The 19,961-nt window shown below is 44.5% G+C and carries 19 protein-coding genes and 3 tRNA genes; 8 read left to right on the plus strand and 14 right to left on the minus strand.

The features are described 5' to 3' along the window. Window positions 1-9 precede the first annotated feature (9 nt). The 7 genes from AZH43_RS01550 to exaC all read right to left on the minus strand — a co-directional run bounded on the left by AZH43_RS01550 (window position 10) and on the right by exaC (window position 6,594). Window positions 10-531, minus strand: coding sequence for a phosphatidylglycerophosphatase A family protein (locus tag AZH43_RS01550; RefSeq protein WP_067665809.1), 522 nt, complete (start codon window positions 529-531; stop codon window positions 10-12). Continuing rightward, on the minus strand, window positions 509-1,426 hold the full coding sequence (thiL, locus tag AZH43_RS01555) for a thiamine-phosphate kinase (RefSeq protein ID WP_067665811.1): 918 nt from the start codon (window positions 1,424-1,426) through the stop codon (window positions 509-511). Before thiL ends, AZH43_RS01550 begins: the two co-directional genes overlap by 23 nt. Before the next feature lie 19 nt (window positions 1,427-1,445). Next, window positions 1,446-1,895 (minus strand): transcription antitermination factor NusB, encoded by a 450-nt coding sequence (gene nusB / locus AZH43_RS01560; protein ID WP_067665814.1) that lies wholly within the window; start codon window positions 1,893-1,895, stop codon window positions 1,446-1,448. 4 nt (window positions 1,896-1,899) lie between these two features. Next, entirely contained in the window at window positions 1,900-2,370 is a 471-nt protein-coding gene (gene ribH / locus AZH43_RS01565) for a 6,7-dimethyl-8-ribityllumazine synthase (RefSeq protein WP_067665820.1), read from the minus strand. An 11-nt stretch (window positions 2,371-2,381) separates the two neighbouring features. Next, the gene (gene ribBA / locus AZH43_RS01570; protein ID WP_067665822.1) at window positions 2,382-3,503 is read right to left on the minus strand and encodes a bifunctional 3,4-dihydroxy-2-butanone-4-phosphate synthase/GTP cyclohydrolase II; all 1,122 of its coding nucleotides are present in this window, start codon (window positions 3,501-3,503) and stop codon (window positions 2,382-2,384) included. Between the two features lie 376 nt (window positions 3,504-3,879). After that, window positions 3,880-4,788 (minus strand): LysR family transcriptional regulator, encoded by a 909-nt coding sequence (locus AZH43_RS01575; protein WP_067665824.1) that lies wholly within the window; start codon window positions 4,786-4,788, stop codon window positions 3,880-3,882. Between the two features lie 294 nt (window positions 4,789-5,082). After that, a complete protein-coding gene (gene exaC / locus AZH43_RS01580; protein ID WP_067665827.1) occupies window positions 5,083-6,594 on the minus strand; it encodes an acetaldehyde dehydrogenase ExaC in 1,512 nt (503 codons plus the stop codon). A gap of 207 nt (window positions 6,595-6,801) precedes the next feature. Between exaC and AZH43_RS01585 the strand changes: the two genes are divergently transcribed. Beyond that, window positions 6,802-7,989, plus strand: coding sequence for a sigma-54-dependent transcriptional regulator family protein (locus AZH43_RS01585; RefSeq protein WP_067665830.1), 1,188 nt, complete (start codon window positions 6,802-6,804; stop codon window positions 7,987-7,989). Window positions 7,990-7,996: 7 nt separating this feature from the next. On the opposite strand, the gene AZH43_RS01590 is transcribed toward AZH43_RS01585, so the two are convergent. The 5 genes from AZH43_RS01590 to AZH43_RS01610 form a co-directional block, all read right to left on the minus strand. Continuing rightward, entirely contained in the window at window positions 7,997-8,965 is a 969-nt protein-coding gene (locus tag AZH43_RS01590; protein WP_067665834.1) for an alpha/beta hydrolase, read from the minus strand. Between the two features lie 189 nt (window positions 8,966-9,154). After that, window positions 9,155-10,366: an iron-dependent methanol dehydrogenase gene (gene mdh / locus AZH43_RS01595; protein WP_067665837.1), complete on the minus strand. Its 1,212-nt coding sequence runs from the start codon at window positions 10,364-10,366 to the stop codon at window positions 9,155-9,157. A gap of 325 nt (window positions 10,367-10,691) precedes the next feature. Next, window positions 10,692-10,767: transfer RNA gene (locus AZH43_RS01600), tRNA-Gly, on the minus strand. 43 nt (window positions 10,768-10,810) lie between these two features. After that, a tRNA-Gly gene (locus AZH43_RS01605) sits at window positions 10,811-10,886 on the minus strand. Between the two features lie 47 nt (window positions 10,887-10,933). Then, window positions 10,934-11,006, minus strand: a tRNA-Gly gene (locus tag AZH43_RS01610). A gap of 223 nt (window positions 11,007-11,229) precedes the next feature. On the opposite strand from AZH43_RS01610, the gene AZH43_RS01615 reads away from it, so the two are divergent. The 5 genes from AZH43_RS01615 (at window position 11,230) to AZH43_RS01635 (ending at window position 14,228) form a co-directional block, all read left to right on the plus strand. Continuing rightward, window positions 11,230-11,538, plus strand: a complete 309-nt coding sequence (locus AZH43_RS01615; RefSeq protein ID WP_067665840.1) for a BolA family protein — start codon at window positions 11,230-11,232, stop codon at window positions 11,536-11,538. Between the two features lie 17 nt (window positions 11,539-11,555). Beyond that, window positions 11,556-11,948, plus strand: a complete 393-nt coding sequence (locus tag AZH43_RS01620) for a SirB2 family protein (protein ID WP_067665843.1) — start codon at window positions 11,556-11,558, stop codon at window positions 11,946-11,948. A 101-nt stretch (window positions 11,949-12,049) separates the two neighbouring features. Next, window positions 12,050-12,886, plus strand: a complete 837-nt coding sequence (locus tag AZH43_RS01625; protein ID WP_067665846.1) for a ParA family protein — start codon at window positions 12,050-12,052, stop codon at window positions 12,884-12,886. 13 nt (window positions 12,887-12,899) lie between these two features. Then, entirely contained in the window at window positions 12,900-13,292 is a 393-nt protein-coding gene (locus tag AZH43_RS01630) for a hypothetical protein (protein ID WP_067665866.1), read from the plus strand. Between the two features lie 342 nt (window positions 13,293-13,634). Next, complete coding sequence (locus AZH43_RS01635; RefSeq protein WP_067665849.1) at window positions 13,635-14,228, plus strand: LysE family translocator; 594 nt, start codon at window positions 13,635-13,637, stop codon at window positions 14,226-14,228. 17 nt (window positions 14,229-14,245) lie between these two features. Here AZH43_RS01635 and AZH43_RS01640 read toward each other — a convergent pair whose 3' ends face one another. After that, window positions 14,246-14,878: a DedA family protein gene (locus AZH43_RS01640; protein WP_067665852.1), complete on the minus strand. Its 633-nt coding sequence runs from the start codon at window positions 14,876-14,878 to the stop codon at window positions 14,246-14,248. A 192-nt stretch (window positions 14,879-15,070) separates the two neighbouring features. Here AZH43_RS01640 and AZH43_RS01645 point away from each other — a divergent pair, with 192 nt between their 5' ends. Together AZH43_RS01645 and guaA are read left to right on the plus strand one after the other, a co-directional pair. Further along, the gene (locus AZH43_RS01645; protein ID WP_067665855.1) at window positions 15,071-15,496 is read left to right on the plus strand and encodes a DoxX family protein; all 426 of its coding nucleotides are present in this window, start codon (window positions 15,071-15,073) and stop codon (window positions 15,494-15,496) included. Window positions 15,497-15,712: 216 nt separating this feature from the next. Further along, complete coding sequence (gene guaA, locus AZH43_RS01650) at window positions 15,713-17,281, plus strand: glutamine-hydrolyzing GMP synthase (RefSeq protein ID WP_067665858.1); 1,569 nt, start codon at window positions 15,713-15,715, stop codon at window positions 17,279-17,281. 167 nt (window positions 17,282-17,448) lie between these two features. On the opposite strand, the gene AZH43_RS01655 is transcribed toward guaA, so the two are convergent. Next, entirely contained in the window at window positions 17,449-19,884 is a 2,436-nt protein-coding gene (locus tag AZH43_RS01655; protein ID WP_067665861.1) for an AAA family ATPase, read from the minus strand. Window positions 19,885-19,961 lie beyond the last annotated feature (77 nt).

The raw sequence follows: 19,961 nt of genomic DNA on the forward strand, positions 1-19,961 counted from the left end.
GTGTTTTCATCATACAGATGTGAAATAAAAATAAATGCAGATACAGAGCGCGGCCCAAATACCGGCAATGATATCGTCCAGCATAATGCCGAATCCGCCGCCAACTTGACGGTCAATCACGCTGATCGGCCAAGGCTTCCAAACATCGAACAGCCGGAATAGGCCAAAACCGATGAGCGCCCAGAGCCAGTTCATTGTTCCAAGGTAAATCAAAGGCAAAAAGGTGATGGATTGACCTGCAAATTCATCCCACACAATTCGGCCATCGTCATGCACACCCATGACTTTAGCTGTTTGCCCGCAGATATAAATACCGATTAAAGACATTAAAACTATGGCGAATATGGTGTTGAAAAAGCCAATTGCAAGCCAGAATGGAATAAACAGTAAGGCAAATGCCGAGCCGAAAGTGCCCGGCGCTTTCGGGGCAAGGCCTGAACCAAAGCCGACACCGCAAAAAACGATGCACCGGTTCAGCCAGTTCATTTGCTTAAAATTAATTTCTGGTTTATGCAAAATGTTGATACCCATGAAATGGAATGGAACAATTTACGCCATTCTGAAAATAAGTTAATCCCAAATTTTGGGTGATTTGTCCAATAATTGTCAGGTTTACATCTAATTTTTGCTGCATCAGCAGCTGATAGTTGTTCGGGCTTATTGTAAAGCATAATTCATAGTCATCACCACCGGCTAAAGCGGTTTGCCATTTCTTTTCTTGTTCTAATTTTGCAACTTCGGGGCAGACTGGAATATTTTCCAATTGCAAAATTGCGCCCACGTTGGAAGCATCTAAAATATGCCCTAAATCCTGCGCTAAGCCGTCAGATATGTCGATCATGCTGGAGGCTAAGCCTTTGAGCTGCTGTCCAAGCTGGCAGCGCGGGGTGGGATAGTCCAGCCGCTTTTGCAGCGGGTGGCCTAAATGCTGCAGGCCGTAGGCGGCATCGCCGACGGTGCCGCTGACACAGATTAAATCATCAGGCATTGCACCTGAGCGGGTCACGGCTTTGCCCGATTCAATCCAGCCCAGCGCTGTGACGGTGATGGTGAGGTGGGGGCTTTGCGTGGTGTCGCCGCCAATTAAACTCACGCCAAATTGATCGCAGCAGTCATACAAGCCCTGACTGAAGCCTTTCAGCCAAGCATGATCAATTTGGGGTAAGCTCAAAGCAAGTAAAATGCTGTGCGGTTTTGCGCCCATGGCCGCAATGTCGGACAGGTTGACCGCAACGGATTTCCAGCCGATGGCATGCGGATCGGTATTCAGCGGAAAATGCCGTCCTGCAACAGACGTATCGGCGCAGATGACCAATTGCTGATGCGGAGGGGGAGTGAGCAGGGCTGAGTCATCCCCGACGCCCAAATCGACTGAATGGGTATTCTTTCGATTGAAATAGGTGTCAATAAGTGAGAACTCAGCCATACGCGCAAATCAACTTAAATTATTGAGCTTGCTGCTTTTCTGCTGCACGTAGCGTCGTTGCTAAACGGTCCAATACACCATTGATGTACTTATGGCTGTCTGCACCGCCAAAATGTTTAGCCAGCTCAATCGCTTCATCTAAAAGAACACGGTATGGAATTTCAAGATGCTCTTTGAGTTCATACGCGCCAAGACGAAGGGTGGCAAGCTCTACGCCGTCCAGCGCAGAAAGTTCACGGTCCAGTACAGGAATTAAGAGCGCATCCAATGCTTCATGATTGGCAACCACTTGAGTCAACAATTCATGATAATAGCTTAGATCCACTTTGTGCATGGCATTTTCCACGCGTGTGCGCGCTTCAATCTCATGGACTGGATTGTGGCTCATCTGCCATTCATAAATTCCTTGCACAGCAAAACGGCGTGCTTTGCGTTTTGCTGCATAAGTTGCTTGAAGTGTTTGCGACATAGCGTTAAATAGCCTTTAACAAGTTAACCATTTCAATAGCAGTCAAGGCAGCTTCACCGCCTTTATTACCTGCTTTTGTACCCGAGCGTTCAATCGCTTGTTCAATGCTGTCCGTAGTCAATACACCATTAATGACCGGCAGGCCAGAGTTCAGGCCAACAACGCCTAAGCCTTTTGCGCATTCGCCAGCCACAAAATCGAAGTGAGGCGTGCTGCCGCGGATCACTGCGCCCAATGCGATTACCGCATCAAAACGTTCAGTTTCTGCCAATTTCTTAGCAACGACTGGAAGTTCCCATGCGCCTGGTGCGTGAACAACAGTGATATTATCCTCTGATACGCCATGACGTTTCAATGTATCAATTGCACCATCCAGCAGATGTTCGACAACAAAGCTGTTAAAACGGCCAACTAAAATCGCATAACGGTCTTCGTTTGCGAGATTCAACATACCTTCAATACGGCGAACTGCCATAGCAACCTCGATTATTTCTCTGATGTTTGATGTGCGGTGATATATTCCACCACTTCTAAGTTAAAGCCTGATAGCGCATTAAAGCGTAAAGGTGAACTCAACAGCTTCATCTTTTCTACGCCTAAATCACGCAAAATTTGTGCGCCCACGCCAATAGTTTGATATTGCTGAGACAGCGCAGCGCTGGATTTGGTCGGTTTTGGCGCAGCCAGGCTTTCTAATGCGGGGCCTAAGTCCTGCAAATGGCGTTGGCCAATCCAGACCAATACACCGCGCTCGCTTGATGCGATTTCTTTCAACGCTTTATCTAAGTTCCACGCGGGCTCGCCGTCTTGCTTGTTGATTTTCAGCAAATCGCGCACAGGGCTGAAGCCGTGTACACGCACCGTAGTGATCCCTTGCTTCGGTTCGCCTTTTACCAGCGCCAAATGGATATCCGGATTGCCGATTTCTCTGTAGCGGAACAGTTCAAATGTACCGTATTCAGTGTCCAGTGTTTGCTGGTCAATGCGCTCTACTGTCTGTTCATTGGTCATGCGGTAGTGAATCAGATCCGCAATGGTGCCGATTTTCAGGCCGTGTTTTTCTGCAAACACTTCCAAGTCCGGACGGCGCGCCATGGTGCCGTCTTCATTGATGATTTCACAAATCACCGATGCCGGTTCCAAGCCGGCCAAGCGAGATAAATCACAGCCGGCTTCGGTGTGGCCTGCGCGGTGCAGTACGCCGCCTGGCTGCGCCATCAATGGAAAAATATGGCCTGGCTGTACAATATCTGCAGGTTTTGCATGCGCAGCAACTGCTGTTTGGATAGTATGCGCGCGCTCTGCAGGTGAAATGCCTGTAGAAATGCCTTTAGCTGCTTCAATAGACAGCGTGAAGTTTGTGCCGTGCTGAGCGCCGTTGGCGTCAACCATAAGCGGCAGTTTCAGCTGTTCGCAGCGTTCGCGGCTGAGTGTTAAGCAGACTAAGCCGCGGGCATGGGTAATCATGAAGTTAATGTCTTCAGGGCGCACGTGAGTCGCAGCAATGACTAAATCACCTTCATTCTCACGGTCTTCATCATCCATCAGGATGACCATTTTACCTGCACGAATATCTGCTACGAGCTCTTCAACTGTATTGAGCGGCATCAGCCTTCACCTTCTTTTTCGTCTTCTGTGAAGACATTAAACTTGTATGGATTGCCGCATAGTCTAACGTTTTTTTGCGTTCTTTGCCTATGCTTATCATTTTCCCTTTCAGGTTCATTGTTATACACAGTCCGCGCAGACTTTTAAAGCGGCCTGCATTTCAAAAGAATGCATATATGCACAATCTTTAAGCAATTGAAAAGAATAAAAAATGACAAAGTTATATGATCGGCGAATAAAATTGCCTTAAATTTTCAGCCTAAGCCAAAAAATATGAACATTTGGCTTTTCTGGACGAATGGAAAGGCTGCATTAAAAAATACGGAATTCACTGATCTGTTTTTCTATCAGCACGCTTGAGCGGCAGGTGCAGATTTCAGCTGGGTTCAGGACGGGCATGATAGCAGCGCTGAAAAGCCTCTGCCGTTTTTCCAATGAATTCATCGGCATTTTTGCTCCAAATTAAGCAAACTTTAGAGGGCAGCGGCTCGGGATGCAGTGCAATGAGCTTGACTGAATCCGGCAGGATGCTGCGGAATTCCTCGGGCACAAGGCATATGCCCAATCCGGCATCGACTAAGGCCAGCTGTGACATTTTCCGGGAGCGTATGCTGGCTTTCTGCGGATGAAAGCCATGGCTTAGGCATAGATTGGCGGCTAAATAGCTTAATCCGCCACGCTCCGCATGCGGTGTGGATACAAATTTTTGCCCGCTCAATTCATCAATGCCGATGCTGCTTTTGTTCTGAAAAAAAGGATGGTTTTTATGCACCGCAGCGAACAGAGGCTGCGCATATAGCTCGATGCAGCTGATGTCCGTCATTGGGTGAAGGACAGGCGGCCGGATGAGGCCGAGATCGATTGAGCCATTGAGCACAGCGCCGATTTGCTGTTCAGAGGACAGTGTATTGATTTCAATCTCGATCCCTTGCTGCTGGCAAAGGCTCTGCAGGGCCTGAATTTTAGGCGGATCTAAAACAATGCTGCTGGAATGCGCCAGCTGCAGGCAGCGTCCCCGGCCTTGAGCAATGCCTTGCGCAACTTCAATCGAGCTTTCAAGCTGAATTAAATGCGCTTTAAGTTTTTGATAAAACGACTGGCCGGCCGGCGTAAGCTGGATTTTCTTTTCGGTGCGGTCAAAGAGAATAAATTCTAATTCATCTTCCAGTATTTTGATTTGGCGGCTTAAAGCCGATTGGGCAATAAATAAATGCTCGGAGGCGGCGGTAAAGCTGCCGTGTTCAACAATCGCGATAAAATATTGAAATTGCTTAAGGGTTTTCATATCTAAAAATAAGATGGATTGCGATAAATTCTATATTAGATGAGATCGTTAATTTTAAATATGCTGAGGGCAATCTATTTAAAGAGATTTGGATAATGCTGCGTCTTTTCAGGGTTTGGCTGCTGCTGCTCATCGTGTGTATATGCGTGCAATCCTTTGATTTTTATATTTTTGGAAAAACTCATCAGCCTGTGCAGGCATGGGCTGAAGATGAATGAGGCGCATAGCGCGCAGCGGTAAAAAACTCAAAGCGGACCGGAGTCCGCTTTGAATTTAGAATGCATCAGCAATGGATTAGAAGAAGCCCATTGGTTTGGTGGAGTAGCTGACCAGCAGGTTTTTGGTTTGCTGATAATGATCAAGCATCATTTTGTGGTTTTCACGGCCGATGCCTGATTTTTTATAGCCGCCAAAAGCCGCATGCGCAGGGTAGATGTGGTAGCAGTTGGTCCATACGCGCCCTGCCTGAATGGCGCGGCCCGCACGGTAAGAGGTATGTGTGGAACGTGACCAAACCCCAGCGCCTAAGCCATAAATGGTGTCATTGGCAATTTTGATCGCATCGTCAAAGTCTTTAAAGGTGGTCACTGACAATACCGGCCCAAAGATTTCTTCCTGGAAAATCTTCATGCTGTTGTCGCCTTTGAAAATGGTCGGCTCAATATAGAAGCCTTCTCCAACTTCCTGACGCTCACCGCCTCCAGTCAATACTTGCGCGCCTTCAGCACGGCCCGTAGCGATACAGCCTAGAATCTTATCCTGCTGCTCTTGAGATGCCTGTGCGCCAATCATGGTGTCAGTATCGAGCGGATGGCCTGTCTTAATGCGTTTGACGCGCTCAATGGCTTTTTCCAGGAACTTGTCTGCAATGCTTTCATGCACCAGCGCGCGTGAAGGGCAGGTGCAGATTTCGCCTTGGTTCAGGGCGAACATGGCGAAGCCTTCCAGCGCTTTATCCAAGAAATCGTCATCTTGGTCCATAATATCTTCAAAGAAAATATTCGGTGATTTGCCTCCGAGTTCCAGCGTCACTGGAATAATATTTTCAGTGGCATACTGCATAATTTGCTGGCCGACAGCTGTAGATCCGGTAAATGCAATTTTAGCAATGCGCGGGTTGGTTGCCAGCGGGCGGCCGACTTCGACACCGTAACCGTTGACAATATTGAGTACGCCCGCTGGCAATAAATCCTGAATCAGTTCAGCCAGAACCAGAATGCTGGCAGGAGTCTGTTCAGCAGGCTTTAAAACAATGCAGTTGCCTGCGGCCAATGCCGGCGCCAATTTCCATGTCGCCATTAAAATAGGGAAGTTCCACGGAATAATCTGCCCGACTACACCCAATGGCTCATGAAAGTGGTAGGCAATAGTGTCTTCGTCAATTTCTGAAATGCCGCCTTCTTGCGCGCGGATACAGCCTGCAAAATAGCGGAAATGGTCAATCGCTAAAGGAATGTCCGCCGCTAAAGTTTCACGGACAGGCTTGCCATTGTCCCACGTTTCCGCGACAGCAAGCAGTTCGAGGTTTTGTTCTAAACGGTCTGCAATTTTCAGCAGCAGATTTGAGCGTGTAGTTGGTGATGAGCTGTTCCAAGAGGCTTTGGCTTCATGCGCTGCATCCAGCGCCAATTCGATATCAGCGGCAGAGGAACGCGGAATTTTAGTGAATACTTTGCCATCGACAGGGGAGATGTTGTCGAAGTATTCTCCATTTACAGGCGGCACCCATTTGCCGCCAATAAAGTTTTCATATTGTGATTTAAATTGAATTTTTGAACCGGGTTGGTTGGGATCGACGTAACGCATATGAAAATTCCTTTGCTTATTATGGTGTGCTTTATCTCAAAGCTTACTGCTTTGGTATAAGGTACTTTTGTACATTATTTAACTAGCATACCTAATATAAGGTTGGAAAAAGGTTGGTTGAATGACGGTTTACAACCTTCAGACAAATGGTTACAAGGATAGCAATTACAGGGATAGATGATCAGTCATAGCTTGAGAAGCTAAAGGATGACCGTGATGCAGAATTTAGTAGAAAAAAGGAAGCAAATAGAACAATTTAGGCAAAGCAGCAGCCTATCGCCCATGCATGCTGAACTGCTGGGGCAAAGCATACACAGTTCTTGGCAGCGCTCCAGAACAGCCGAAATTCCCCAAGGTCGTTTGGCAGCGCCGATGTTGCCTGCGGCCAAGCAGGCGCCGAATGCGCTGCAGCAGGCGTTGACACACTGCGCTGAAGATTTAAAGCATATTGCGCAGCAGTCTTCCATGGTGGTAGCGGTTGGGGATGTGGGCAGCACCATTATTTGGACAGCCTCCAGCCAGCAGATGCGGAGCGCGGCTGAAAGCGTGCATTTTATGGAGGGCGGGCAATGGAAAGAAGAACTGGTCGGCACGAATGCGCTGGCATTGTCTTTAAAAACCCAGCAATCCAGCTGTGTCTTTTCCAATGAACACTATATGGCGTCAATTCATGACTGGGTATGCTATGCCGCGCCGATTATTGACCCGTATTCCAAGCAGATTCTAGGGGTGATTGATTTATCTACGACATGGAAAAACCACAATAGCCTAGGTTTGCTGGCGGCCGAGCGCTGTGCGTCCATTATTCAATCGGCGCTGCAGGAGCAGTATAAGCAGCAGCTGTATATTCGGGCATTTTCGGCCTCGCAAGTGCTGTTTAACGGCAAAGTGCTGGTCATGACACCGCGGCAGATTGAAATTCTAACGATTTTGGCGCTGTGCCCGCAGGGCATGACATTGGACACTTTGCATCAGGCGCTCTATGGCGAGCGCAAGGTCAGCATCGGCACTTTAAAAGCTGAAATGTCGCAGCTGCGTGATGTATTGGGCGGCATGCTGGGGTCTCGGCCTTATCGGATTTTAGCCAATGTTGAAGCGGATTTCTTGCTGGCGGAGCAGGCGCTGGACGCTGGCTATACCGAATCTGCGCTGAAATTATGTTCAGGCGTTTTCTTGGCTAAAACGGAAAGTCCATTTTTGTGCGCTTGGCGGGACTGTTTAGAGTCGCGCCTCAGCGATGCGATTTTCAAGGCCAATGAAACCGATGTGCTGCTGCGCCATGTGGCAAGATTCCCTGAAGCCATTGATGCGGTTGAACGGTTGATTGAGCTGATGCCCAAGCATCATCCGATTCATCAAACGCTGCTGAAGCAAAAGCACTACGGCAGCAGCTGATGACGCGCTATAGGCCCTTATCGGCCAGCCAGCGGAACAGCTGCTGATACACAGCATCGCGGACAGGCTTCTGCGACAGCACTAAATCATGCAAGCCATTGCGGATGCTTTGCACAGTGACATCTCCTTGAATTTTTTTGGCATATTTTTGAATATCTTTAACTCCTAAAATTACATCGCTGGTCTGCGCGTCTTTGCCCCATTTACGCGGGTTTTTCGTTTGGTGCGAGTGCATTACCAATACGGGCACATCAATTTTAACGCCTTGGTGAATTTCTTTTTGCGCTTCAAAAATTGCCCTGACAAAGCTTAGGCGAACTTTAGGGTATGCCGTTTTTTTCCAGTCCAGGCTGAAGTCCCATTCGCCTTTTAAATCTTTATGCAGGCTGGCGGTATACCATTTGTTCAGTTCGCTGGGGAACTGCAGGTCGGGAAAGATCTTGCCGATCCGGCTCAGCTTCGGCAGCCCTAATTTGCGCTTAATTGGATTCATGTTGAAATCGTAAAAAGGGCTATTGACCCACAGCGCTTTAATCAGCGGATGGTTGGGATGATGCGCAGCATACAATGTTGTGGTGAGGCCGCCTGTAGAGTGGCCGCACAGCAGGACACTGTCATGATGTTCAGCGCCGATGATGTCCAGCGCTTGAGTAATTTCTGCATCATATTCTGCAATTTCGCGAATATTATAATATTTTTGATGCGGTAAAATGGAGCGGCCGTATTTTCTTAGATCCAGCGCGTAAAAGTCAAAACCGTGCTGATTGAATTGCTCCGCCATTTCCGTTTGAAAAAAATAGTCAATAAAGCCATGAATATACAGGACCGCTTTTTGTGTGCTTTGCTGGGCTTTTTTGCGCACTAAGGTGGCAATGACTTTGCCTTCATAATCATCAGGGAAGTGCAGCGCGGCTTGTTCGTAGCCTGCGCCGAGGATATCGGGTTGATACATTAGAGGAATTGCTGTTGCCGACATAGTTTGCTCTGATTGTTATTGTCATGGATTTTCTTATCCTTGATGAAGTTTAAAATTTTGTCAATTACCAATAAAAAAGGCAATTTAAGCGCACAGGCCAGCAAGGATAGGCTGACCCAATGAAACGGCATGAAGGGCTGTTTCATTGCGCTTAAATTGCCAAAGCAAATAAAAGGTTAAGGAGGGAGCTTAGACCGCGGCTTTAAAATCCAGCACTGACGCGCTGGATTTGAGCGCAGCTTTAAAGATGTCAACCACTTGAGCATGCGTCGCTTTACGCGGGTTGGTCAGCATGCAGGCATCTTTTTGCGCATTTTCAGACATAATGCCCAAATCTTGCTCTTTTACGCCCAGCTCTGAAAGGCTGGATGGAATGCCAATGGATTGCGACAGTTCACGGATCGCCTCAATCGCTGAGAATGCCGCTTCGGTGACCGTTAGGCCGTTAGTATTCACGCCCATAAGCTGTGCAATGCGCGCATAGCGGTCAGGGCAGGCAATCAGGTTGAACTCGCAAACGTGTGGCAATAATACCGCGTTGCAGACGCCATGCGGCAGATTGTAGAAACCGCCTAACTGGTGCGCCATGGCATGCACGTACCCTAATGATGCATTGTTGAAAGCCATGCCCGCTAAATATTGCGCATAGCTCATGGCATCGCGCGCTTCTAAATTTTCACCATTGGCAACCGCGGGGCTGAGCCATTCACTGATCATGCTGATGGCTTTTTCTGCACAGGCATCGGTAATTGGCGTTGCCGCAGTTGAGACATAGGCTTCAACAGCATGCGTTAACGCGTCCATTCCTGTTGCGGCGGTGAGTGCAGCCGGTTTGGCAATCATCAGTTTCGGGTCATCAATGGCAATCAGCGGGGTGCAGCGCCAGTCGACAATCGCCATTTTGACATGCGTGTCGGTATTGGTAATGATGCAGAAACGGGTCATTTCTGAAGCCGTGCCCGCTGTGGTGTTAATGGCGATCAGCGGGGTCATCGGCACAGTGCTTTTATCAATGCCTTCATAGTCACGGATGTGGCCGCCGCCTGCCGTCACTAGGCCCACGCCTTTCGCGCAGTCATGCGAAGAACCGCCGCCAAGAGACACAATAAAGTCACAGCCATTATCGTTATATTCTTTGACGCCGTTATGCACGTTAATATCAGTTGGGTTGGGTTCTGCGCCAGGGAAAATATGGCTGTCGACACCGGCGTCTTTTAAGTAGCCGGCAATGGTGTCTGCGACGCCAAATTTGAATAAACCGGCATCGGTTACGATGAGGGCTTTTTTAGCCCCCAAGTTTTGCGCTTTGCCGCCAATTTCTTTGGCGCAGCCTGGGCCAAACAGCGATACGCAAGGGATGTAAAAACCGTTCGTTTGATCTGCAATATTTTTAAAAGCCATGGTGCGATTCCTTCTACCATTCATTGTCGTCATTGTTATGGGTGATGCTCACCGTAAAATGAGTATTGAATAGCAGTCCTGAAAATCACACCTACCAAAGACCTACCAAGTGTAAGGATTTAATGACTGAAAATATAAGAAATTAATATAATATTGATTTTAAAGTATAAATAAACTTAAAAGGAATATCTTAAAGAGGCTTGGCTTACCACTAAGGTCGAAAATCAGATGGATTTTAATGGCGCGGAGCACGCTCAGAATAAAGAAAAATTAATAAGGACAGCAAGAAAAAAGCCCCAATCTTTCGATCGGGGCTTTTTGAATTTGGAGCGGAAAAAGAGACTCGAACTCTCGACCCCAACCTTGGCAAGGTTATGCTCTACCAACTGAGCTATTTCCGCAGGGCTACCCAATTTTTTAAATAAAAAACTGAATGAAAAAATTTGGAGCGGGAAAGGAGACTCGAACTCCCGACCCCAACCTTGGCAAGGTTATGCTCTACCAACTGAGCTATTCCCGCGGAGTCTATCCAATTTTTTAAATAAAAAACCGAATGAAAAAATTTTGAGCGGGAAAGGAGATTCGAACTCCCGACCCCAACCTTGGCAAGGTTATGCTCTACCAACTGAGCTATTCCCGCATAGCCACGTATAATACAGTAAGCATTTTGAAGGTCAATAACTTTATGAAAAACCTTGGTTCAATTGCATAAAATAAAAACAATTCCGCAAGAAATGCTAAATTTTTAGGCAAAATCATCAGCTCATAGGCACCTGCCATAATTTTAATTTGGCGGCGGCTGCGAAACCTGCTGTGAGAACACGTTATACTTAGAACAGTTTTTTAGATTTTGGAGCGCAGCCTTGAGCTTGGAACAGCAACTCATCGAACGTTTACAGCAGTTATCTCCCAGCCATTTAGAGATCGTGAATGAATCTGCTGGCCACGGCGGTTATTTCCCCGGCAAAGAGTCACATTTTAAGGCCTTGATTGTCAGTGAGGCCTTTGCAGGCCTGCGCTTGGTGCAGCGCCATCAGAAAGTGTATGCCGCAGCAGGCGATCTGCTCGGGCCGGGCAATATTCATGCCTTGGCGATACATGCTTTTTTGCCTGAAGAATGGAAGGGGCAAGATACGTCTAGCCCAGAATGCGCGCATGCTCCAAAGCCTTAAAAGGACATATAACTGATATGGAAACACAATTGCTGATTAAAATCATACATATGTCCGCTGTAACGCTGGTGTGTCTGGTCATTATCGGACGCGCTTTTACCTTATTCAAGGGCGTGCAGGGCAATCAGCCGAATCCTGCGGGGCGTACGCTATTTGTTGCATTGCAGCATTTATCCATGACGCTGATTGCAGGGACTGGCATCGTGCTGCTGTTTATGAAAAATTTTGATGTGCAGCCATGGTTCTATGCCAAAGTGATTTTGTTCTTGGTCCTGCTGTCGTCTTTAAGCAAAGCTTACCGCAAGGGAGATCAGCTGAAGCTGCAGCAGCGCCGCGCAGGTCTGTTTTTGGCCGCCGTTGCATTGGTGGCTATTATTGGCCTGGTGGTGATAAAGCCGAACTTTGGCTGATCACCAGACTTTATAAATTGTCAGACATAATAAATTGAACATAAACTGTTCTCAGGTAGACTGAGAACAGTCGAAATAATAATGAGATAGAGGGGGTTTGAATGCTTACACGAGTGGTATTTAACCAAAAGGGCGGGGTTGGAAAATCCAGTATTGCAGTCAATTTAGCCGCCATCAGCGCGCATCAAGGCTTCAAAACACTGGTGATTGATTTGGACCCTCAGGCCAATTCCAGCCAGTATTTGCTGGGGGATGACGCTACATATTCAGCCGATAAGCCGGCATTAGAACCCAATATTGAAAGCTATTTTGAAGAAGTGCTGGGGACACAGCAAAGCAAAGGCCTGCTGGGCAATGCGATCGGTTCGATTTTAAAAAACCGGGCGAAAGGATTGGACAGCTATGTGCATCAATCGCCTTTTAAAAACTTAGATGTGATTCCGGCCAGCCCGAATTTAGGCGCTCTGGCGCATGCGCTCGAGTCTAAACATAAGATTTATAAATTGCGTGATGCATTGCAGCAGCTGAATGGCAAATATGACCGTATTTTTATTGATACGCCGCCGGCATTCAATTTTTTTACTTTGTCGGCGCTGATTACCGCAGATCGCGTGCTTATTCCATTTGATTGCGATGTCTTTTCGAAGCGCGCCCTGCAGACATTAATTGAAAATGTGATTGAAACGCAGGACGATCACAATGATCGTTTGGAAATTGAAGGGATTGTGGTGAATCAGTATCAGGTTCAGGCCAAGCTGCCGCGAGAGGTGGTGCAGCAGTTGAAAGATGAGGGCTTGCCGGTGCTGAACAGCATGCTGCCTCCATCGGTGCTGATGAAAGAATCGCACCATAAAAATCAGCCGCTGATCCATTTGGCAGCAGATCATAAATTGACGCAGGCCTATCAATCGTTGTTCAATGAAATTGAGCAAAAATAAGATCGAGAACATTATGAATGCAATCAAATTAAGCTTATTGGCGGCCAGCGCCTTACTGTTGGGCGCATGCGCTACAACGGTGAAACCGACCTATGTTTCGCCTACACAGTACCAGTCATTGAACTGCTTTCAATTGCAAAGTGAATATAACCGCATTCAGCAGTATTTGAATAATGGCGTACAGCCTGCTAAGCGCACAGGCATGGGTGTCGGTGTCGGTTTAGGCGGCGGCTGGGGCAGCGGCGGCGGTTGGGGAATCGGGCCAAGTGTTTCAGTCAATATGGGGCAGTCTTCAAATACTAAAAATACAGAAATTTCGCGCTTAATGGGGGAGCAGGAAGCTGTTCTGCAGGCTGCCAAATTCAAAGGCTGCCCAATGATTCCGCAGGCCAAAGCGGCTCAATAGCAAACCTGCTTGAATGATGGAATTCCCTGCTCAGCGTATTTAAAAAAATGCGCTGAACCGGAAAAAATGTAATAAAACTTGTCGATACGGCTCTGCGGTTCTCAGGCTTTAACCAGCATGTGCATTGACGCAGGCTATTGTCTTTAAATTTATTATAAGTATTTAAAAAATATTAATTAAAAATAAAAAATATGCTTAAATCTTACCCGTTCTAGGGCTTGAGATTTGATTCAGATTTTCTATTGTGCAGTAAATGCAATGAATTTTTAACCTGCACCGTACTTGTTTTTATAAAATCATTTCAGATAAGGTGTGCGCACTTTTGGGTAAATTCAGGTGCTTATGATTGAGAGTTGGCTTTTTGTATTGGCAATGATTGCTGTTCTGATGACACCGGGACTGACCAATGCATTACTGGCAAGCTCCGCACATCAGCAGGGCATCGCCAAAACCAGTTTATTTATTCCTGCAGAGTTCTTCGGCTATTTTTATGCCATTAATATGTGGGCATTATTGCTTCATTTGAGCTCGCCGGTTTGGCCCAATTTAGTTCATATCCTGCATTTTCTCAGTATGCTGTATGTATTCTGGCTGGCTTTTCATCTTTGGAAGTCTTCAGATTTACAGAAACATAATCAGAAAAACACGGCGATCCGTCCGCGGCAGCTGTTTTTTTCAACGTTGAAAAACCCCAAAGCGCTGCTGTTCGCCGCCGGTATTTTACCGCTGGAAACTTGGGAAAATCCCACTAATTTTATTTTGGTCTTTGCCGTGTTCAGCTTGGTGCTGCTGCCCTGCGCTTTGTTTTGGATGTCATTTGGGCGGGCAATTCTGTCGGGTGATACCAAGCAGATCAAAGCCGATCTTTTATATAAAGGATCGGCCATGATGCTGGTGCTTTGCATGCTGCCGGTACTGATCCGCTTTTTTTCATAAGCGGGCCGCGCTGCTTATCATCCGCTTTTTTTCATTTTTTGACGGACAAATCCGACAATGCCCGGCAATACGCTGATGATGATGATGCCGAAAATTAAATGCGTGAAGTTATCTTTCACAATGGGCATATTGCCGAATAAATAGCCCAAAAGAATGAATGAACCCGTCCAGCACAGCGCGCCAATGACATTGTAGCTCAGGAAGAATTTATAATTCATGCTGCCTGCGCCAGCTACAAAAGGGGCAAAAGTGCGCGCAAATGGAATAAAGCGCGCAAAAATAATGGTTTTACCGCCATGTTTAGCAAAAAAGCTCTGTGTGGCTATCAAATGCTGCTTATTGATAAAGCGGGATTCAATTTCAAATACTCGAGGGCCAATGTACTTGCCGATATGATAGTTCAGCGTGTCGCCCAATACGGCCGCCATAAAGAGAAGAATAAATAAAACCCACGGATTCATTGCGCCTGTAGAGGCCGCCAATGCGCCGGCTGCAAAAAGCAGGCTGTCGCCGGGTAAAAATGGCATGACCACTAAGCCGGTTTCAACAAAAATAATCAGGAACAGAATTCCGTAAATCCACACGCCGTAATTGGCAATGAATTCCAGCAGATGGTCATCTACATGTAATATAAAATCAATAAGTTCCATGAATAAAAAACAAACGAAAATGTAATGGAATCCTATCAGTCCAGTCTATTAAAGTCAGTATTAAAACGTAATTAATTTCCTGAGCATCCGTTTTAAAAATAGAACAATAAGTCTTAAAAAACAGTATTTATTTGTTATTGGCAACGCCGTAGCATACTCACATCATTTAAGCAGAATTCAATAAGGTGTCCTATGTTTAATCCCAATACAACGCTGAAAAATCTCAGTGCAAACGCTCAGATGAATACGCTTCTCAGCTTTATTGCCCGCGCATTTATGGCGTATATTTTTATTGTGGCAGGCTGGGGAAAGTTGACAGCTTATAGCGCAACTGCGGGCTATATGGAGTCGATGGGTGTACCGGGGGCATTATTGCCTTTCACTATTCTGGTTGAGCTGGGCGGCGGTCTGGCGCTGCTGCTGGGTTTTCAAGCGCGATTCGCCGCATTCGGCTTGGCGGTGTTTAGTTTAATCACGGCATTTTTATTTCATGGCAGTGCAGAAGACAGCATCAACTTTATGAAAAACTTTGCCATGACAGGCGGCCTGCTGTTCTTAATGCTGCACGGCGCAGGAAAATTCAGCGCAGACCATGTGATTGAAAGTAAATTTGAGTAAATCGGGATTTCATCAGCGCGGTATAAATCAGAACGCAGTGAATACTGCTTTCTGGTGTTTGAAATGAAACAGATTTTTTTGCGTTTATAAGAAAAATTTCTTTGCGGATTCTACTGAAACAGGCCAATTTTAAGGGTTGCCCGAATAGTGTGCGCATTGCGTGGAAAAATGCTAGAATATCGCGCTTATATTCGTTGCCTGCATAGTTGTTTTGCCATGACTACCAATACCCAAATTACTGAAGATCGTATCCTTATTTTGGATTTCGGTTCTCAATATAGCCAGCTTATTGCACGTCGTGTACGTGAAGCTGGTGTTTATTCAGAAATGTACGCATTTGATATGTCTGAAGAAGACATTCGTGCATTTAACCCAAACGGGATCATCCTTTCAGGCGGTCCAGAAAGTGTTCATGAAGAAGGTAGTCCGCGCGCGCCAGAAGTTGTATTCAACTTAGGCGTGCCGGTTCTCGGTATTTGCTATGGCTTGCAGACCATGTCAGAGCAGCTGGGCGGTAAAGTCGAGCCGGGCACTGTACATGAGTTTGGCTATGCTGAAGTCAACATTCAAGTCCGTGACAAACTGATTGGCGATCTTGAAGATACGAAAGACCAGCTGAAAGTTTGGATGAGCCACGGAGACAAAGTTACGGCTATTCCTGAAGGCTTCCAAGTGACGGCAAGCACGCCAAGCTGTCCATTTGCCATGGTTTCTGATGAAGCCCGCCGTTTTTACGGTATTCAATTCCACCCAGAAGTGACGCATACGGCCAAAGGCGCTGAGTTATTGTCTAACTTTGTGCATGGAATTTGCGGGTGCCGTAACCTTTGGAATTCTGAAAACATCATCGATTTGCGTGTTGAGCAGTTGCGCAAACAAATCGGTGATCAAAAAGTATTGCTTGGCCTTTCAGGCGGTGTGGATTCTTCTGTCGTGGCGGCGCTTTTACACCGCGCAATTGGCGATCAATTGACTTGCGTATTTGTAGATAACGGCTTGCTTCGCTTAAATGAAGGCGAGCAAGTGATGGACATGTTCGCGAAAAACATGGGTATCCGTGTGATTCGTGCAGATGCGGAAAACCGTTTCTTAACCGCGCTTGCGGGCGAAGTTGATCCTGAGAAAAAACGTAAAATTATTGGCCGTGAATTCATTGAAGTCTTTGCTGAAGAAGCGCGTAAGCTGGATGGTGTGAACTTCCTTGCGCAAGGTACAATTTACCCTGACGTGATTGAATCTGCGGCTACTAAAAACGGCAAAGCGCATGTGATTAAATCGCACCATAACGTGGGCGGTTTACCGGAAGATTTAGCTTTTGAATTGGTTGAACCAATCCGTGATTTGTTTAAAGATGAAGTTCGCCGTTTAGGTACAACTTTAGGCTTGCCATTTGAAATGCTTTACCGTCATCCATTCCCAGGTCCAGGTCTTGGTGTGCGTATCCTTGGTGAAGTGAAGAAAGAATATGCGGATATTCTGCGTCTTGCTGATGACATTTTCATGCAGGAACTCCGCGCCAGCGGCTGGTATGACAAAACTGCGCAAGCGTTTGCAGTATTCCAGCCTGTTAAATCTGTTGGTGTAGTCGGTGATGGCCGCCGTTATGCATGGGTAATCGCGCTTCGCGCCGTTGAAACTGTTGACTTTATGACAGCGCGTTTTGCTCACCTTCCATACGACTTAGTAGATAAGATTTCTACACGCATCATGAATGAAATTGCAGACGTTTCACGTGTTGTTTATGACGTATCATCTAAACCACCAGCGACTATTGAATGGGAGTAATTTAGGGCTTTCGGACAGCACTGCTGTCCGCCTAAATTACGCCAAGAGCTATGCTCGCGGCAGACTAGGCTTCGTGCCAGTTTTATTCCGAAAGCTATGCTTGAGGCTATTTAGGGTGACCTAAATATTTCAATAAAAAAGAGCGCTTAGGCGCTCTTTTTTATGTTTTATGGTGTCTGATGACTAGGATGAAGTGAGTCATTCTGAATTGAAATATTTATACTTTCTAATAACGCATTATATTGAATTATATCTACTTCTTGAACTTTATTGATAATAGCTTTAGCTGATTTTTGCATTTCAGGTTGTTCGGAAATAGTTTCACCACGTTCAAGTACACCGGTCATATGTGAATATTCATTATGAATTCTGTCAGTTAATGTTTTATGAATTTGCTCACCCCAAAAAGTCTTTAGTTGATTATCTAATTGATACGTTGGAGATGGAAATTTATAGAAAGTATAAATCTCTAAAAATTTTCGTGCATTGTTTCCGAAATTGTAAAAAATGTGGAAATTGGAATCATCAATTTGATTCACGGTTGCACATTTATAAATCTGATCAAATAAAAAGTTGAATTCAGTTAAAAACTTACTTAAATAAAGAGGCATTTGTCGAATGGTTGAAAAATTATCATGCCTTTGAATTAAAAAATATCCCGCTTTTCTTTTTAGTTCTCCAACTTGCCCAATTGCATTATCGGATTCAACGCCTTGAATACGACGTAAATATTTAAGAAATTCTATATTATGTGTTGAAATAAAGAGTTGAGAGAATTTTTTCTCCTTACAAATTTTTTCTTCAATTAATGAGAAAATAAAGAAAATATGATTACTATCTAAGCTACAGATTGGATCATCTATCCAAATAATTGGGTTATCGCCATTATCTAAAGAATTCTGTACCTTTGCTAAGAAATAGCAAAAAGAGATCAGACTTTGCTCACCTTCGCTTAAGTTATGGGCTTTTGTTCCATTACGTTGAATTTCAAAGTGAATATTTTGAGCCTGTGGGTTGTCAATTGCTTTTAAGCTAAGTGCTTGGTGACCAAAGTCATGATTAAGAATATTATTAATACGAATACAAGCTTCACCCTCAGATTTTAACTTATCTTCTTCCGTTTTAATTTCAGCAGTAATTGCATCTTTTTGAGCTTTAAGAGTTGTTAATTCAGTTTCTAATGGTGAAATTGCTTGGAAAGCTAGGTTTATATCTAAGTTTTGTTGAGTGAAATTAATATCTTGTAAGAAATGATAAACGTGGTTTAGACGTAAAGCATTTTTAGCTTCATTTTTTTGATTTTCAAGTAGGTCATTTTGCTGAATGCAATGTGTTCGTACAGCATCAATTTGTTGAATTATATTTTCGATTTCTAGTGAATGATCTTGTGGATATTCAGCCTTTAATTCTGTAAATAGCTTCCCATTTTTTTGTACGAGTAAGGCTTTCAGTTGTTCAAGTGATATTTTTTGCTTTTCAATAGCAGTGGTCAGCTTAGTTTTTAATGATGAAAGTTCTGCGTGATATTGTTGATAATACTGATTAATATCAAAATCAATTTTGAGATTTTCCCCATCTATTAAACTTGTTAAGCGCTCAATACCTTTTAATATACGATTTTGAAGATTCTGAGTTTCTTGATCAAAATGCTGAGCTAGTTCTTGGCGTCTTTTAGCAGAAATTTCATTTGTACAAAATGCACAATGAGTACGATCTCTATGTAATGAATGACCTGTTTGTACCCATGAGTTTAGAGAAGGATTATGTCTTAATTCTTCAATCTTATTTGAACCACCGACAACAGTTTTTAGAATTTCAGTTGTTGAATGAATGAGTGATTGAAAATTTAAATTATAAGTTGAAAGTTCAGAAGGATCTGGTAATTCATTTTGGTTTATTAGAGCTTCTTGAGCAGTTATTTGTGTCTCTGTTAAGACTTGAAATGTAGCATTTTGAGCTAAGACGATATCTTGTTTTAATTTTGCAATAGTGTAGTTAATATCACCAAATAAAAGATGCTGTTTTTTTATTGAATCAGAATTACGTGTTGCTTTATCTGTAAGCAACTTTTCTAAATCACCATTTCTAATACTGTAATTTTCTTTAGCATTTTTCACGTCATTTTCTTTATTCTGAATATTAAGGAAAACACCAGATTTAGCATTTTCATCATTTGAACCTAATTCATCTTTTAATTCTTGAATCCGATCTAAAATCTGCTGATTGTTACCACCTAATGTCACTGAAAAAGACTCAATGTTTGCATTCTCATCATGAATGAATTTGAGATTTTCTTTCACAAAATCTGAGTTGTAAACATGAATTGGGTGAGTAAATGTGGTTAGATTACTTTGCGAAATGATAGAGCTATCTGAGAGTTCAATTTTGAAATTAGGATAATCATATTTTGGTGAAATAGTATGTTTTTCTAGAGATCGGATAATTTTAGAAAGACTAGTTTTACCTGAATAGTTACGCCCATAAAAGATATTGATATCTTTAAAGTCATAAGTCTGGCCATTTCCAAGATTTAAAGCTGTATTCCAATCAAAATCTTTAAAAATAGAAAAATTATCAATTTTTGATATACGCTTAATTTTCACTTTTTTCCCCTTTAATTTTTAATATTCAAATATTTATTGATTTATTAAATATACTTTTTGGTTGTTAATTCTTCAAT

It is taken from the genome of Acinetobacter pragensis (assembly GCF_001605895.1).
Classification (GTDB): domain Bacteria; phylum Pseudomonadota; class Gammaproteobacteria; order Pseudomonadales; family Moraxellaceae; genus Acinetobacter; species Acinetobacter pragensis.